Below are 17,019 nucleotides of genomic sequence, written 5' to 3'. Positions count from 1 at the left end.
ATCGTAAACATTTAGAAACGTGCCTGCAATCCTACACTAAAATTGCGGGCAAACGGATAATCGATTCCCCTCTCCTGCTTCACAGTGGAAGCACGGAACACGTCGTTCATATAAAAGAGGACTTTCAGCCGTTTTAACCCCACCTTCTTCATCCAGGGCATACCGAATTCGTACGACAGATTCAATGTGGACAATTCCAGATAATTGTTATCCTCGATAAAGCGGGAAGTCGGTTTGGTCAGACTAGTCGCATTGGCATTTATCCCAGGTCCGAATTTAGTGAACATCACTTTGTCTCCGGGTTTCTGCCAACGTTCCTCGAATACACGCCGGTCCACATTACCACGCAAATCGGCATCCTGCACCTTATCTACCAGCGTCTGGTTATAGATTTGTCCCCCCAGGCTGTAACGGAATATCATATTCAACTGAAATCCTTTCCACTGAAAGTTTGTTCCGAAAGTCCCTTCCAATTCCGAATCTGTACAGCCGCCGATCACATAGTTGTCTGTATTCCATTCCGTGACGATATCCCCGTTCTTGGCCAAAAACAGTTCATTACCGGTAGCCGGATCGATCCCCAGAGACCGGTTCACCCAAATGGAATTCATGGACTCCCCTTCAATATAGCGTACTTTCGGACGGTTGGGTTCTTTCTTTTTGGAATCCGCCATAGAATCCTCATCCTGCGAATCATTATAAGCCCTCAGGGCATTCGATATCTTCATCAACTTATTTTTGTTGTGTAAAGCATTGGCATTTACGCTCCAAAAGAGCCGCTTGGCCGGATTCTTCAAAATCGCCACGCGCAGGCTTAATTCATACCCATAGTTCTTTACCTCTCCTAAATTGTCCATATAAGAATCAAAACCCAAAGAAGGGGGCAAGGTTACAGAGGTCAATACATCTTTTGACAGTTTTATATAATAGTTTCCGGTGATATTAATGCGTTCATCCCAAAGATCGATATCCAAGCCGTAGTTCTGCTGCAACGTACGCTGCCATCCCAGCTTTTCGTTCCCCAATGCCATTACTTCAGCCCCCACCGTATGATGATAACGTTCTCCGGTGAGATATTTATAAGTCGTCATCGCCTGATAGGGATTATAATTCTGACTACCTGTCAATCCGTACGAACCACGTATTTTTAAACGATTGATAAAAGCTACATCTTTCAGAAAACCCTCATTGTGCAGATTCCAACCCAAACCTGCCGACCAGAAGGGCGCCCACCGTTTATCGGCACCGAAACGCGAAGAAGCATCCTCACGGAAAGAAAGATCCAACAAATACCGTTCGTCATAGCTGTAATTCAAATTTCCTAAAAAACCCACCAGACGGGATGTATACTCATCCCCCGAAGGCGCACCGTCTTTTTCATACTGGGTTGCAAAACTGATATAATCCAGGTTCTCATTGGGGAAACCTTCGGTTTTTACCGTAAACTCCCGGGTTACGTTTTCTTGTAAGTTCCATCCGAGATTAGCATTAACCACATGTTTATCAAGCTGCCAGAAATAGGTCAGTACTGCACTGGCATCATAGCTGAAATTCTCTCCGCGCGATCCGACGTAAGCTCCTCTCCGGTCAAAATCCTCATCGCTATAATCTGCGAAATCCGTATGTCGGGCAGGTTTGAAATTGTCTACATAGGTATTCTGATGGGTGAAAGAAAAACTGCCTTTCAACCGCAAGCCCTCTATAATAGTCCAATCCACTCCGAAATTATTAGTCACATCATTGTATTTTTCCTCATCTACCGTATTCAGCGTGGTATTATACAACGGATTATAAAACGTCTTTCCTAATCCGCCACCGCCGACAGGAATATACCGGTCCACCTCGTAAATATAATTCCCATCATCATCTTTATACCGCACATATGGATTCAACTGAGTATAAGTACTGAATGAACCGTAAGGAGAATTGGTCGCCTTCACGTTAGAATAGGTCAGGGTATTACGGAATGTCAAATTCTTATAGATATACTGTAACTCCATCCCCAAGGCCAAACGCCGCCGCCCCGACTCTTTCATTACTCCCGGCGTATTACTGTAATTCACCTCCAGGCCATAACGGATATGATCATTACCACCATCCAGACGCAGGGTATGTTTATTTGCCACAGCTACCGCATCCAGCGGCTTGTCAAGCCAATATGTATCGTATCCCCGTTTGATATTGGCCAGCTTCTCATTATACCACCTGTCGAGTGTCAACTGCGAATTCACTGCAGTGGCGGTGTACATACCAGCAGCCTTTTCAATCGCCAACTTTTCTTCAGCATTACACACATTATAATCACTCAGATCCGCAATATAAAATGAAGCGTCCACATTATAACTCACCTGCATTTTTCCATTGGCCGGAGCATTGGTTGTAATAACTACCACGCCGTTGGAAGCCCGTGAACCATAAATAGCCGTTGCCGCAGCATCTTTCAGCAAAGTAATGGAGGCTACCCGGTAAGGATCCATATCGTAAACCTTCTCGGCAGTCATCTCGAAACCATCGACAATGAATACCGGCGAGTTCGGATTTCCTTCGTATTCACTCTCTATACCGGAAATACTCCCTGCACCGCGGATCTGAAATTCAGGCACCACGTTCGGATTACTCCCCGCCAGATTGTTATCTATTTTCATAAACGACGGATCGACATTCTGCAAAGCCGTCAGAATATTTTGATTTCCGCCCATCTGTAACTCTTCTGCCGTAATGGTTCTGGCAGCACCGGTAAAGCTATTTTTTGCCTGAGTATAATATCCGGTTACCACAACATCTTCCAATTCACTCACCGCCTCTTCCAGTACGACATCGATCCGGGTGCGTTTACCGACCGTCTCCTCCTTATCCTGCATACCCACCATAGAGAATACCAATACCTGGGCACCAACCGGAACCGAAAGGGAATATTTTCCGTCCAGATCCGTAGCCACCCCGATTTTTGTCCCTTTGATCAAAACCGTCACTCCGGGCAGAGCATCTCCCCGCTTATCCTTGACCACCCCCTCGACTTTAATCTGCTGAGGTTGTTCCTGCTCTTCGTCTTTACGCGAAACGACAATAATATTATCTACTACGCGGTATTTGTAATCCCGACCGAAAAGTTGTAACACCAATTCATCCAAATCAGCATCAGACAACTGCAAATCGACCTTCCGTTCCAAATCCACATTCTCGCGATTGAAGAAAAAATTCTGTTTCAACTGCTTTTCTACCTTTGTCAAAGCTTGTTCCACCGACACATTCTTCAAGGTAAGATTGACCACACTATTCTGACTTTTTACGCTGGCAGAAAGGTGGGTCAGACTCAGCAACATCATAAAAAAATGTAATGTTTTAAAGTTAAAAAATCATCTTTCGGTTCTTTACCGGGATAGTTGGTAGTCCTTCCCGATAAGCGATTATCATAATAGTCAATTATTATTCTTTCCCCGCCAACATCTTCCGGGTAGCCTCGTACATCGGCTTTTTCTTTTCCCGGATAGTCGTCCGGGGCAAAGCATCCAACAGCTCCATCCCCTGTTTTCTGATTTCCATATCCTCGCACTCAGCCACATAGCGTAAAGTAAAATTCAGCACCTCATCCCGGGAATCCAGCCGGAAATAATGATATTTCACGATATCTTCCAACACGTTCAACACTTGAGTATATTCCTTCTGATGAAGATATTCCCCGGCATATATCGTCGCCAGATACTCTCCGGCATAAGGTAAAGCTTTCTGGCTCAGGAAAAATTCTTTCAGCTGCCGGCACTCTTCCGGGTGAAAGCTTTTCCGTCCGGCATTATGAATAAAGCTTATAGCTTTTGCCGACAAGGCTTTGTCGATTCCCTGATCCACTCTTTCTTTTTCCACCACGCCGTAAAACTTATCCCGGTTCGGAATAACTCTCGATATCAACAGGGATATTGCTGCCTGACCGTTTTCCTCGATAATGTTCCAAACTTCCGGAGTATAAAACCGGTTGTCGTCCAATCCGCCCAAATCCGTCGAAATAATTTCCCTCATGAGGCTATCCTGATAAGCCTTGGATAATATCCGCAAATACTCCCGCAACATCTCCGGCTCCCGTTCACCGGCAGCATATCTTTTTTGCATACCCGCCAGGTTATTTTCCGGCTTCAGAGCCCGTTCTCCCAACGCGATCAGTTCCTTGGGTGCCAGATAACCGGCATGATAATCTTCCAATTCGCCTTGTGCATTGATAAACAACAAGGTTGGATAAGCATGAATGCCGTATCTTTTTACCAGTTCTACTCCTACTCCCTCTTCCATATCCATCTCTACATTCACAAAATGCTGATTATAGAACCGGGCCACTTCGGGATCCGTAAATACATATTGGGCCAAGACCTTACAGAAGCCACACCATTTGGTATGACAATCCAAAAAGATCAGCTTCTTCTGACGTTTGGCCTGATTCAATTGTTTTTTCCAGGAGCCCTTCGAAAATTCGATTCCCACCTCCTGAGTCAAAGCTCTTTCGGGCATCCCGAGCATAAAAAGGAAAATAATTACACCAACCCAGCGATAACCCCTATTGTTTTTCCAATTTTTTTCATAAATTTGTTATGTTTTAAAGTTTTAAAATCATCCCTTTCGGGACGCTAAGCGGGAATTGTTGGTAGCAATTCCTGCTTTTTTATTTCCTTACCAGAATCGTTTTCCCCTTGATATCGAATTTCAGATCGGTCGTTTCTTCGATAATATCCAAGGCCTGACGGATATCCATGTCACGGCTCAATACTCCTCTGAACCGATAATTTTTCACTTCCTGCTGTTGAAAGAACACTTCGAAATCATACCAGCGTTGCAATTGACGTAATATAGATTCCAGGTCTAAAGATTGGAACACAAAGCGCCCTTCGATCCAAGCCGAATAAAGAGAGGGATCGACCTCCGAAACAACCGTTTTTCCGGTAGCCACTTCCATATCACTCTGCATACCCGGTTTTAACAGGATCCGTTGTTTATTCTGACGGGAGTAAAAAGCTACACGACCTTCTTCGAGCGTGGTATACACATGGGCTTCATCCTCATAAGCACTGACGTTAAAAGCCGTACCCAATACAGTAATCTCGGAATTCTGCAGATGCACGATAAATTGCCGGCAGGAATCTTTACTTACCTGGAAATAACCTTCCCCTTTCAAATATACTTCCCGTTTTCCTCCGACAAACCGAACCGGATATTTCAATTCCGAATCAGCGTTCAACCATACTTTTGTTCCATCCGACAATACCAGCTTATAAAAACCTCCGACCGGAATTTTCAGGGAATTGTATTCCTCCTTTAAAGGTTCATCATGCGTTTCTATCGTAGTATAATGTAATCCATCTACCGAATCGTTGAGAATTGTTACCACCTTACCATCATCGAGCCGGATATTCCCCTTTCCTAACTCCACTTTCTGTCCATCGGCTAATGTCAGGAAGGCCACCCGCTTTCCCGGTAAGATTTCCGTCTCCGACAGGCTATTTCCTGCTAAAGGTAAATTTTTTTCCTGCTGCAATCCGAACCAAACCCCGATCCCCACTCCCAAAACGACGGTTGCCGCCACAGACATCCATAATCTCAACACCCGTGTTTTGGAGAGATGGAGCTGATTTTTCAAAACTTTCCATTCATTCGCTTTTAAAGCAGAAAAATCCCGTTTATCCAGTTCTTGTCTCGTTCGGGCCAATTGGTCCAAGACAGCCCGGTTCTCCGGATGCTCCAGCCATTCCTGAACTTCCCGATCGTCTAACTGTTCACGATGATTCAAAAGCCGCCCGGCATATTCGATTTGGTCGTCACTAAAATCTGTGTGCATTTTATTTGCTTTTGTAATAACACACGCACCTATTCATAACGGGTGACAACAATTTGTCACTTTTATTGCAAATCATTGATTTTTTTTAGAACTTACCCTTAAATTTTCAGCAATGGGAAAGTACCGTCAGTATGGAGAGAATAAAGAAAAGTATTGAAAAACTAATTATATTTCAGCATAAAAAGCAAGGTCAGCCCGTCGGGTAATTCTTCCCGCAAAAAATGGACAGCACGTTTCAGATGAGTTTTCACCGTATTCAAGGATATATCCATCTCGTCGGCAATCTCCCGGTACTTTTTTCCTTCTACGAAACATTTTATCAATACCTCTCTTTGCTTATCCGGCAAAGCCGCCAGTCCGGCTTGCAGACGTTCTATTTTCTGATCGTAATCCTCCCATTCGTCCTGAATACTTTCCATCTCACGCATCAAAGCCTCCTCGTTCTGAGCCACCACTTTCTGATGGCGGAGATAATTCAATGCATAATTACGTGACAAAGTAAACAGATAAGATTTTAATGACCAGGAGAAATCCAAATGTTCCCGATGATTCCAAAACGTAAGAAACACATCGTGTACAATATCGCGGGCAACTTCCTCATTGCCGACATAACCGTATACGAACCTCATCAAATCCTCGAAATACTGATTAAAAAGATCCTCAAAACTCTTATAACCAAAGATTTCTTTTTTCATTTGCCTCAAAGGAAACTCCCAAATTAGCTTTCCTCACTGACAAAAATAATATATTCCACCAGAAAAACAATCATATATCCGGCTGATAAAAATTTCAACAACCGGATATAATGAATGTTTATTATAACTTTAATTTCCAAATACCTCTTTCAACTTTTCATCGATCGGGGCAGACTCTCCTACCGTCTTCACGATAATTTTTCCTTCCGGATCGATAAGTACCTTTGTCGGGAAAGCGGTAATCCCATAAAGTTTTACCACATCACAAACCTCCCGGTCCTCGTTATTCAAAATCTGGGTCCAGGTCATCTGATCCTCCTCAACAGCCTTCAGCCAAATTTTCCGGGCATCGGCTCCGTTTTCCTGGGCAATATTGATCACTTCAAGCCCTTGCGGCCCATAATGAGCCTGTAACGCTTTCAGATGGGGATGGGAAGCCCTGCAAGGGCCACACCAAGACCCCCAGAAATCCAACAGCACATATTTTCCTCTCAGATTCGCCAAGTCACAACCTGTTCCAGAAAATGGGTTATTTTTATTCTTTAATTACAGAATAGTCGTTTTCGCCGGGTTCATAGGTATTGACAAGCCATTTAAAGCCACCGGCTTCGGTAAAAAACATATTGTTGCGGTTTTTGTCGAACCACTGTCGCCACTGTGTCGGGGTTGAGAAGCGTTTAAGGGTATAGCGTTCGGCCAATATACGCCCTGTCACCGCCTCGTCTCCACCTTTCTCCATCATGGTGATAGCCGTGTCAAGCAAACGGATGTCGTTGTTGGCAATACCGAGTTCACGCGCTTCCTGATCGATCTTCTCTAACCATGGCTTATCACTTGCCGGGTCGCCGTAGAAATAGGGAGCGTTCCGGTCATAGTAGTCCATATAGCTCTGTTCATCGGTTCCGAAAAGCTCGAAGAGTCCCGGTCTGGCATGCTGTTTCAAATGTTCGGCATAAGTGACGTCAACCGGTTCAGTCATATGCGAGAAATATTCAAGATACATCTTGTCCTCTTCGTCGAGCTCCTGTCCGGCAGCCTTCTTGGCTTCAGCTTCAGCCGCCCCCTCTTTCATGCTCTCATACGACGAACGGTTCATCTCGTTATAGTGTTTCCACCCTTTCTGAGAAACCAAGAACTTGCTTTCCGTAATCATCGGGCGTGTGAAACACACTTCGTTTATTTTGCGTGCTATAATCGGCTGTGTACAAGCTTTTGCGGTATAGACAATTGCATTAGCCAGAATTTCACGGGCAGCTGGAAGCATATCAGCAGGAGCGGCGGCAAAACCCCAGTGAAACATGTTACCGTGGCGGCCAATTGCAACGGCATCGATCGACTTGGCCGAAACTCCTCCGGAAATCACTTCAGCCTCAGGCGAATCGAGATACCCCCACGGACGACTCACCATTCCGATGCGGATATTTCTATGTCCGGGGTCTTTGTAACTATATTTCGATACCCGAAACATCTCGAGTTCTTTCGGCGCAACATAGTCATAGAATTCGCCATACTCAACAGCGCTTTCCGGAGTCGGATACATTTCCGTTTCGAGATTCACCTTAAACGGACCGTTAAAAATAGGATGCGATTTATTCCAGTTATAGGCGTAGTTGTCGAGACAGAGACACATCCAATCGTTCTTCGAACCTAAGGCATTGCCGAGCTGTTTGCTGTACGAAGCGATGCACAGAGCAGGGTATTTGAAGTCGGAAGGCAGATATTCCGCTTCTTCATAGCGGGTAACATTCCCCTCGGCATCCCGTTCCATCACCCGTTCCTTGACAACCGGAGGCATTCCGTCGAAAATGGTAACATCAACGGCGGCCGACATGCCGGGACTGTAGTTCTTGCCATCGACAGCGGTTACTTTGGTGAAGTGCTGCCGGAGAAATTTGATGAAATCGGCAGTGCGTTCCTTTGCCGAAGCCGCAACTGCGGCGGGATCAAGATCCCGCGTTCCGAATGTCTCTATATTAGCGGAACCGCCCACATAAAGGACGTTCAGCTTCTCTTGTGCCGACAAACCCGAAATGGTCAGCCCGCCGGCGAAGATCAGTGAAAAAATCTTTTTCATTGCATTTTCTTTTATTATTGAGCTAATCAGACTGATTGGTCTTATTCGTCTGATCGGTCGGTTATAGCGTTACTTTTACGGTTGTCGTTACAGGGAGTTTGCATTCCGAGTGGTCGCATGCCTGATAACGGATTTTCGCGCCAATCTCACCCTTCCCGTTGCCTTTAAGCGGCTGACGGAATTCTACCGTGTCGACGTAATACGACGTTGCGTTCGATGTCGGTTGGAACGGAGGCATGATCATGTCACCGTCGGCTTCGACGCCTGCAGGATATTCCATTTCGATTGTCGTCAAGATATACGGATCTGCCGGATCGAGCCTGGCATAGGTATGATAGCCGGGGTGAATCTTCATGGTCAGTACATATTCCTTTTTACCGTCAGCACGGGTGTCGATACGTGCGGTAAGCACAACGGGATTATCCTTATCGGTTGTAAGATTGTCGTTGTTCACTGGAACCGGAGCTACAGCTTGCGCCGAAACAGCTTCAGCAGCGAGAACAGAATAGTCATTGGCGTCTTTTTCGTTCACGAGCCAGAGATAACCACCAGCTTCGGTAAAGAACATTCTCGGGCGATGGATGTTAAGCCAGTTACGCCACTCGGCAGGGGTCGCGAAACGCTTGAGAGTGTAACGTTCAAGGATAGTCTTGCCGTCGGGATTACCTTGTTCCATCAGTTCGATCGCTTTGTCGAGCAAACGGATATCGTTATTGGGAATTCCGAGCGCCTGCACTTCCGGATCTATGACAAGTTCGTAACCGCGCAAGTCGGGGCGCATATATGGAGCGTTTTTCTCGTAATAGTCCGCATAGGCAGCTTCGTCGGTTCCGAATACTTCATAGAGTTTCGGATTACGCTCCTTCAGATATTGTCCGAAAGATTTCTTTACGACCGGAGGCATCTGCGGCATATCAAGATATATGGCTTCAAATCTCGAGAGCTCCTCACCTTTGTTTTTTTTCTCTACGGCAACAGCATGAACACTATCTATCATTTGGCGGAACGTCAGATTTGTTTCGTTGATATAGTCGTTCGCCTTACGTGTACAAGCCCATTTTGTCATCGGCAGATGATCGCGTGTGACGATTCCTTCGTTCATTTTGCGCGCAATGAGTTTCTGTCCGTTGAACTCCGACGCATAAACAATGGAATTGAGCAGAATCGCCCGTCCGGCGGGAGTGAGGCGCTCGGGATCGGCGGCAAAACCGAAGTGAAACAGATTCCCGTGGCGACCGATGGCAACGGCATCGATACTCTTTCCACAAAGACCGCCCGAGATTACTTCCGTATCGGGAGAGTCGAGATAACCGCCGGGACGGCTTACCATGCCGATGCGGCAGTTGCCTGAAGCATTCTCTTCTTCCGTCCAGTTGGGATGCATGAGCAGCATAGGCATTTCTTTCGGAAGCGATTCGCCCATCATTTCGGCAACTTCAAGAGCAGGAGCGGCTGTAGGGCGCATCTCTGTTGTCATGTCCACTTTGAACGGACCGTTGAAAACCGGGTGCTCGTTCTTCATGCCGAGAGCATAGTTATCGAGACAAAGACAATACCAGTCGTTTTTATTTCCGAGACTGCGGCCAAGCTCCTCGCTCATATGACCGATCATGACTGCGGCGCAGTCGAACGATTCGGGCAGATAGCTGTCGCGCTCGCCTCTCATGCGGTCGCCTTTCATGAAGGGAACAGGCCTGCCATCGAAAACCGTAACGTCATAGGCGGCCGACATTTCCGGAGTGTAGTCCTTCCCTTCTATCGATTTCACATTAGTGAAGTTCTTTTTAAGGAATTTGGTAAAGTGAGCCATACGCTCTTTGACCGAAGCCGCAAGTGCTACGGAATCGACAGATCCAGGGGACATGAGTATGGGATCCATATTGGCTGTGCCGCCAACGTAAAGAACGCTCAGTTTTACTTTTGCCGACAATCCCGAAACGGCCAGCATGCCGACGAGAATCAGTGAAAAAAGTTTTTTCATTACATTTGATTTTATTGGATTAAAAATTTTTCCGACCGGTCGGAATATTAAATTATTCTGCAAAAATTTCGGCAAGGGTTAAATCAAGCTGCTCGTCGTTCCCGATCTTACCAATGATTGTTCCATCGGCAGCGATCAGATATTTCGTAGGTAAATAGTGGACAGCATACTTGTCACTTTGGTCGTTCGATCTGTCGAAACCAACGAATTCGCCGTTCTCATCCGTGAGCGTTTTAAGTCCGCGCAAAATGTGGTGATAGTTCTGCATGCCTACTTTGCTCCCAGCGATGAAGTTTTTCCATTCGTCTTCAGAAGAATCGTTATCGGCCACACAGAAAACTTCAAATCCTTTGTCATGGTATTTGTTGTAGAGTTCCTGAATGTGGGGAAGCGAGGCAACGCATGGTCCGCACCAGGTGGCCCAGAAATCAACCAGAACAACCTTGCCTTTCAGATCACTCAGCTTTATTTCCTTGCCTTCAGGATTTCTATTTATCAGGTCGGGAGCCGGTTTCCCCGGCAGCACGGCTTCGAAGGCATCGATTTCTTTTTTAGTCCCGGCAGCTTCGGGCTGAACCTCGGGAGCAAGAGCGTCATAGAGTTCTTTCATCGTCGAGTAGTCAAGGTTTCCCTGAATCTGTACAAGAACCCAAGGAGCAACGAACGACTTGCCATTGTTACGAATAAAGTCAATGCTCGTTTGCTGCATACTTTCCCGGAGGGTTTCGAGCGAATCACGCAGGGCAGCATTGTCCGGGTCGACTTTTATCGACTCATGCAGACGAGTTATCTGTTCTGTGAACGGTTGGAGCAAGCTTTCATATGCTTTTTGCTGGTCGGTCGACAGCGAACCGGCTATGGCAGCATGAGAGAAATCCGAGCCCATAAGCCCTGAAACGACGATTTCACCCGGTTCCACAAAAAGCCCCACACGAGTTTTGTTCTTCCCGTTCCGTGGGTCGCCCATCATAAGGGTCGCCCCGATTGGAGTTTCCTGAATGCCTTCGAAAATAAAACGTCCGTTCTCGATCACAGCTGTGTCGACCGTTGCAGCCGAACGGTTGTTTGAAGTTCTGTAAAGATAGATTTCCCGACCGTCGGCATCGGAAATTTTGCCGCTTACGCAGAAATAGCCAACCGGCTTTGTGTTGCAGGCACAGAACATGGCGGTTACACCTGCAAGAAAAATGATTTTTTGTGCTTTCATTTGATTTAATTGATTTTTCGGACAAACCGGATAAGTCCGGCTTGTCCAATATTCTGTTAGACACGATTGTGGGTCCTATAGATCCGAACCGGTCGATCAATCATTAGTTTTGGGTAACCGGATAATTGTGTTCGAAATTACCGTTCTTTTCCATCAGACTCTTCGGAAACGGGAACACCCAGATGGTTGATTCCGGTTTCAACGTGTAAGTCGTACCCGAGAATGTCCAGCTGATATCCTCTTTGTAATCACTGAGCAGTGTCCAGCGTTTAAGAGTAATGAAGTCGTAGATGTTAAATACATTCTCGCCATGGGCAACTTTTCTGAGCATCTCTATGGCATCGTTTTTTGTTGTTACCGAGCCTTTCAGCGCATGATAGTCTTCCGGAAAGAAGCGGCCCACACGGATTTTGTCGAGATAGTCCATTGCGTCGTCGATCAGGTTGTTGTTGATGGCATTCTCGGCGAGAATCAGATACATCTGCGGCACGCTCAGATTTATTCGTCCGACGCGGCCATTTCCTTGTACTCCGTAGCTCATGGAACCTTCGGTAACCCCAAACATACTTTCCAACGCCCCCTTTACCACCTGAGAGGTCGTCTCCCAGCTACCCATCCACATCATGGTGTGATAGGTGGCAAACCAGTCTTTCTGAATGTTCTTCTGTTCATAACGTTCGTAGTAGCGCGGTGTAAGCCACGAGAAAAATTCGACATCGGTATCAGTAAAATAGTCTTGGGCAAGTGCCAGTTGGGGCGTCTCGAATGTTTTTACCAGAATTCCCGCACTGCTCGGTGCCTCGGTGCAGTAGTGGGCATAGTCTGATACCGAGCTGTTAACCGCAAGCGCTTTCTGTGCCTCTTTTGCAGCTTCGCCGGGCTGCTGCATATACATCAGCACATGAGCTTTGATCGCATGCGGACATGCGGCGTTGAAGCGCATTCGGTTTACTGCCGACTGCGGAAGCGCGTTCAGCTCGATCGCAGCATCGAGGTCAGCGAGAATGTATTCGTAGACCTCTTTCTGAGTAAGCTGTTCGGTAGGTTGTTTGATATCCTGTGTTTCCAGAACATATGCGATAGATTTCTCGGAGTCAGCCGTAGCCGGATCATAGGCTTTGGTAAACTTCACGGCAGCGAGCCAGTGGAAATAGGCGCGGATCGTCAGAGCTTCGGCTTTTAGTGCCGTTTTCTTTTCTTCGGAACCTGTCGCGGCATCCACAAGACTCAGAATAGGATTGGCAACTGTTCCGATATAGTTGTAGCAATTTGCATAATAACTGTCGCTCGAAGTCAGGTCTACCTGTTCCAAAGCATGCCCCGCCTCGTCGTATTTCAGAAGGATCTGGGTTGTTGTCTTAACCGGATTGGCAAGAACAGTCCCTACGTTGCCGGGATAATACTGTACCGAACCGCATACACGCTGAATATCGGCAATTCTGATATTATACTCCTGGTTGAGAAGCATCTCGAGCTGGTCAGTGGTGGAGAGAAGGTTTATTCCTTTCTGGTCGATTTCTGTGAAATCGGAACAGGAACTAAGCACCGAAGCTCCCACCAGAAAAAGACCTACGATATATCTTGTTTTCATTGTCATGTCAAAATTAAATATTACTAAATGTTAGAGACTCAGGTTCACGCCGAACATATACGATGCCTGTTTACGGATTCCGAGTGTCTCGGGGTCGATTCCGGCGTTGTTCTTAATCCAGAGGGCTTTCGGGTCGTTGATCTGAAAACGGAGTGAAATCTTACTGATACCGACTTTTTCCGTTAGGTGCTCAGGAAGATCATAACCGATAGTTATATTACGGATTTTCAGGAAATCAGCGTCATAGAGACAGTTTGTCGCCGTACGACATTCACTGCCCAGTGACGTAGAGGCATATTCGCCGATACCCGGAACATCGGAATGGTTTTCGGGAGTCCAGGAATTGAGATAGACAATGTTCAGCGGACTGTCCCATGACGATTCGAACACTTCCGATTTGGGCTGGGCGAACATTTTGTGGCCACCGTAGTAGACAAGGAGAAATCCGAGACTCAAGCCATTCCAGCGCAGCTGATTATCCATTCCGACGATCGCTTTCGGATCGGACTGACCACCGAATTCAAGAACGTCGACGCTAGCACTACTTGCGTTGTGCGATGTGTTGCCATTCTCAACGTAATACATCGACTGGCCCACCAGACCCGGCCGGTCATCGATCCCAGCGAAACGATAAGCCCATAGCGCATTTACGGGATAACCGGTCTTATAAGGTAAGCTGACGAGATCATAGGCGCGAGTGGCAGGATTCTCCACTTCGAGAACCTTGTTCTTATTGTAGGTTACGGTGAGGTTGGTTGTCCAGCTGAATCCACGGCGGTTTCCGGGAACAAACCAGTCATAGCCGATGGCAAGCTCAATACCATTGTTCCGGATTGAGGCCACGTTGGCAACCATCGATGAGAAACCGGTTGTCGGGTCAAGAGTGATCGGGGCAAAAATATCCTTACCGGTCTTCACGTAATAGTCGAGCGATCCACGCAAACGATAGCTCATAAAACCGTAGTCGAGACCGACGTTGGCCGTCCGGTTCTGCTCCCAGCGCAAGTCAGGATTGGCGGGCGATGAAATGGAGGCGACAGGCAGATTGGTCGTTGAATTTATGTCACCCGACGATGCCGTCATGTGAGAGGTAGCACCTTGATAGATATTACCGGTAACACCGTAGGAGAAACGGAGTTTCAGGAAATCCATCCAGGACAGGTCGCGGAGGAAACTCTCGTTGTGGGCGTTCCAGCCTATACCTACCGACCACAGGGGTCTGCCACGGAACTTGGCGTCGAGACCGTAGATGTCGGCATAGTCTTTTCGAAACGAACCGAAAATGTTATATTTGTTATCATAGGTGTAGGTTGCGTTGAAATAACCCGAACCATAGCGATGGCGAACTTCTTTCACGATTCCCATTCCGTTTTCAAGATAGGGTGTGAACGCGAACTGGTTGCACGGGAAAGGAGAGCCGTTCATTTGAAAGTAAGGCGAATTGCTCATCTGCGATAAAGTTCCGAAATCAACAGTATGGGTAGCACTGCTTTGAAGCTGTTCGTCATATCCGAGAACAAGCGATTTGTCACCACTGGTTTTCGTCTCCCGGAATTCCAGACCAGCGATAGCCGAAATCTCGTGCTTGCCGAAAGTGTTGGTGTAGTTCAGCTGGCCACGGGCAGTCCAAAAGTTTCCGCTGGTATGAGTAGTCTGAAGAAATCCACCGGTTTCGGGAGTCATATAAACGAGCTTGTGGCTCTCTGTATCCATTTTGGCGTACGCATTCTTGATTGTGCGTGCGGCGTGACTCTCCTGTGTCGCATGTTGCTGGACGTTCTGAGAGTTGACTTCATATACGAACTGGGTCTGAGCCGTAAGTCCGGGGATAATCTTAAAGAGAAGATCGCCATGGTAGCGCATTTCCTGACGGCGCGTCTTTGTCTGGTTATCCCTAAGCTCGTCAACGAGGTTGAATCCGAGATCTTCCATGCCTTCCTGAAGGGGCATGTATTCATTGCCGCAGTACCATGAATAGAGTTTCTTAACGGAGCCGTCGGCATTATAGAACGACTGATACTGGGCATAGGAGAACGGGTCGAGATTAACGTTGTAATCGTTGCCATACTGCTTTATATTGGCGTATACGCCGTTTACCGAGAATGTGGCCACGAGCCATTTTGCAAGGTCGCAACTACCTTTGTAGTAAACGTTGAGCCAGTTGCTCTTATGCTCTATGATGCCCATGTTGTCAGTGCGATAGTTTATCACTAAGTTGTTGCGGAACTTGTCGGAACTACCACGGAGCGAGAGGTTATACTGCTGCATGACCTGGCGACGATAGATGTTGTCGGCGAAATCCTGTGCGAAGTTGTTTTTCGACAAATCAGCGAGAATGTTGTCGAGTTCGGAGCGACCGATATTGCCCGCCGCGTGCTGATACCAGGCATAGGCCACGGGGTTTATCTGAGCGCCGTCGGTAATGTTCTTTCCGAAATTCTCTATGACTTTGTCCCGGGTCATACTCGGATCGTCGGCATACTTGCGGTTGAAATAATAGTCATAGTATTCGCTGGCGCGTTCCACCTGTTCTTCGGCGTTCATCAGGAAGTTATCATGATAATCGACATTCTTGTTTTCATACAAGGTTATGTTTGCCTGGAAGTCAATGTCGATCTTGCCTTTGTTACGGGCATTCTTGGTTGTTACAACAATGATTCCGTTTGCGGCGCGCGCACCGTAGATAGCCGACGCTGCAGCGTCTTTCAGAACGTTCACCGAAGCGATGTCATAGGGATTGAGGTCTTCGATAGAGCCTTCGACCGGAAGACCGTCCACAACGAGCAACGGAGCCGATTCGCCATAGAGCGTACCCGTTCCGCGGATAATCGGTTTGCCGCCGTAGGTCGACAGACCGGCAACGCGAGCCTCAAGATTCTGGATAAGATTCGGAGTGTAACGGTCACTAAGTTTTTCGGAGGAGATGGTGGTTACCGCCCCGGTCATTTTCTCTTTCTTGACTTCCTGGTAACCGGTAACGATAACTTCTTCCATTTGAGACACATCTTCCAGCATGACAATATGTAACACTTGCTGACCGCTTAAGACTACTTCTTGCGTTTTCATCCCCACAAACGAAAATACAAGCGTCAGTCCCGATTCCTCCGGCACTGTCAGAGTGAAATTTCCATCCACATCACTCACCACTCCCACGGCAGAACCTTTCAGCAGAATGGTTACTCCCGGCAACGGACGTCCCTCTTTGTCTTTTACATTCCCGGTAAGGGTGATTTTTTTCTGAGGAACATCAGGTTGCCTGAATTTCGGAGAAATCACAATGATATTGTCTTCCAACCGATACCATAAACCTGTATTTTTCAGGCATACAGCCATAATCTGTCCAAGATCACAATCTTGCATATCTACACTTACCTTTCCGGTCCGTTGTAACATTTCATTACTGTACACAAAATGATACCCCGTCTGTTCAGTCAGTTTTTCAAACACTTCCTGCAAGGAAACCTCGTTTACCGAAATACTGATTTTTACTTGTGAAAAAGCATTGCCATAGACAGTAGAAAATCCTATCAGAAGGAAACAAAACAGCAATTTCATAGTCAACCACATTTTCCAAACTACACCGGAAGCTTTTCCGACATCGGATTCTTGATTTTTTTTCATAGATTTGTCGTGTTTTAATTAAGTGAATAATG

Annotated in this window: 9 protein-coding genes and 1 pseudogene; all 10 read right to left on the bottom strand. The window is 46.7% G+C overall.

Annotated elements, in window-relative coordinates:
• Window positions 1–11: 11 nt before the first annotated feature.
• The 10 genes and pseudogenes from ODOSP_RS17180 to ODOSP_RS17135 all read right to left on the bottom strand — a co-directional run bounded on the left by ODOSP_RS17180 (window position 12) and on the right by ODOSP_RS17135 (window position 16,987).
• Window positions 12–3,326, bottom strand: a complete 3,315-nt coding sequence (locus ODOSP_RS17180) for a SusC/RagA family TonB-linked outer membrane protein (RefSeq protein ID WP_013613549.1) — start codon at window positions 3,324–3,326, stop codon at window positions 12–14.
• 100 nt (window positions 3,327–3,426) lie between these two features.
• Window positions 3,427–4,506, bottom strand: coding sequence for a thioredoxin family protein (locus ODOSP_RS19030; protein ID WP_013613548.1), 1,080 nt, complete (start codon window positions 4,504–4,506; stop codon window positions 3,427–3,429).
• Window positions 4,507–4,648: 142 nt separating this feature from the next.
• Window positions 4,649–5,818, bottom strand: coding sequence for a FecR domain-containing protein (locus ODOSP_RS17170; protein WP_013613547.1), 1,170 nt, complete (start codon window positions 5,816–5,818; stop codon window positions 4,649–4,651).
• A gap of 161 nt (window positions 5,819–5,979) precedes the next feature.
• A complete protein-coding gene (locus ODOSP_RS17165) occupies window positions 5,980–6,513 on the bottom strand; it encodes an RNA polymerase sigma-70 factor (protein WP_013613546.1) in 534 nt (177 codons plus the stop codon).
• A 129-nt stretch (window positions 6,514–6,642) separates the two neighbouring features.
• Window positions 6,643–7,020: pseudogene (locus ODOSP_RS17160) on the bottom strand (TlpA family protein disulfide reductase); the annotation flags it as partial.
• Window positions 7,021–7,048: 28 nt separating this feature from the next.
• Window positions 7,049–8,587 (bottom strand): hypothetical protein, encoded by a 1,539-nt coding sequence (locus ODOSP_RS17155; RefSeq protein WP_013613544.1) that lies wholly within the window; start codon window positions 8,585–8,587, stop codon window positions 7,049–7,051.
• A gap of 61 nt (window positions 8,588–8,648) precedes the next feature.
• Entirely contained in the window at window positions 8,649–10,568 is a 1,920-nt protein-coding gene (locus ODOSP_RS17150) for a protein-disulfide reductase DsbD domain-containing protein (protein ID WP_013613543.1), read from the bottom strand.
• 52 nt (window positions 10,569–10,620) lie between these two features.
• On the bottom strand, window positions 10,621–11,775 hold the full coding sequence (locus tag ODOSP_RS17145; protein WP_013613542.1) for a TlpA disulfide reductase family protein: 1,155 nt from the start codon (window positions 11,773–11,775) through the stop codon (window positions 10,621–10,623).
• A gap of 103 nt (window positions 11,776–11,878) precedes the next feature.
• Window positions 11,879–13,366 (bottom strand): RagB/SusD family nutrient uptake outer membrane protein, encoded by a 1,488-nt coding sequence (locus ODOSP_RS17140; RefSeq protein WP_041557035.1) that lies wholly within the window; start codon window positions 13,364–13,366, stop codon window positions 11,879–11,881.
• Window positions 13,367–13,396: 30 nt separating this feature from the next.
• Entirely contained in the window at window positions 13,397–16,987 is a 3,591-nt protein-coding gene (locus tag ODOSP_RS17135) for a SusC/RagA family TonB-linked outer membrane protein (RefSeq protein ID WP_013613540.1), read from the bottom strand.
• Window positions 16,988–17,019 lie beyond the last annotated feature (32 nt).

Origin of the sequence: Odoribacter splanchnicus DSM 20712 (assembly GCF_000190535.1) — a bacterium.
Lineage (GTDB): Bacteria > Bacteroidota > Bacteroidia > Bacteroidales > Marinifilaceae > Odoribacter > Odoribacter splanchnicus.
The sequence above is the reverse complement of the archived record's forward strand: the minus strand, read 5'-3'. Positions and strand labels throughout refer to the sequence as shown.

Bases quoted from the DNA above. Each gene is read 5' to 3' on its own strand.
- ODOSP_RS17155 (WP_013613544.1), bottom strand. From the start codon at position 8,587: ATGAAAAAGATTTTTTCACTGATCTTCGCCGGCGGGCTGACCATTTCG.
- ODOSP_RS17135 (WP_013613540.1), bottom strand. From the start codon at position 16,987: ATGAAAAAAAATCAAGAATCCGATGTCGGAAAAGCTTCCGGTGTAGTT.
- ODOSP_RS17165 (WP_013613546.1), bottom strand. From the start codon at position 6,513: ATGAAAAAAGAAATCTTTGGTTATAAGAGTTTTGAGGATCTTTTTAAT.
- ODOSP_RS19030 (WP_013613548.1), bottom strand. From the start codon at position 4,506: ATGCTCGGGATGCCCGAAAGAGCTTTGACTCAGGAGGTGGGAATCGAA.
- ODOSP_RS17170 (WP_013613547.1), bottom strand. From the start codon at position 5,818: ATGCACACAGATTTTAGTGACGACCAAATCGAATATGCCGGGCGGCTT.
- ODOSP_RS17150 (WP_013613543.1), bottom strand. From the start codon at position 10,568: ATGAAAAAACTTTTTTCACTGATTCTCGTCGGCATGCTGGCCGTTTCG.
- ODOSP_RS17140 (WP_041557035.1), bottom strand. From the start codon at position 13,366: ATGAAAACAAGATATATCGTAGGTCTTTTTCTGGTGGGAGCTTCGGTG.
- ODOSP_RS17180 (WP_013613549.1), bottom strand. From the start codon at position 3,326: ATGATGTTGCTGAGTCTGACCCACCTTTCTGCCAGCGTAAAAAGTCAG.
- ODOSP_RS17145 (WP_013613542.1), bottom strand. From the start codon at position 11,775: ATGAAAGCACAAAAAATCATTTTTCTTGCAGGTGTAACCGCCATGTTC.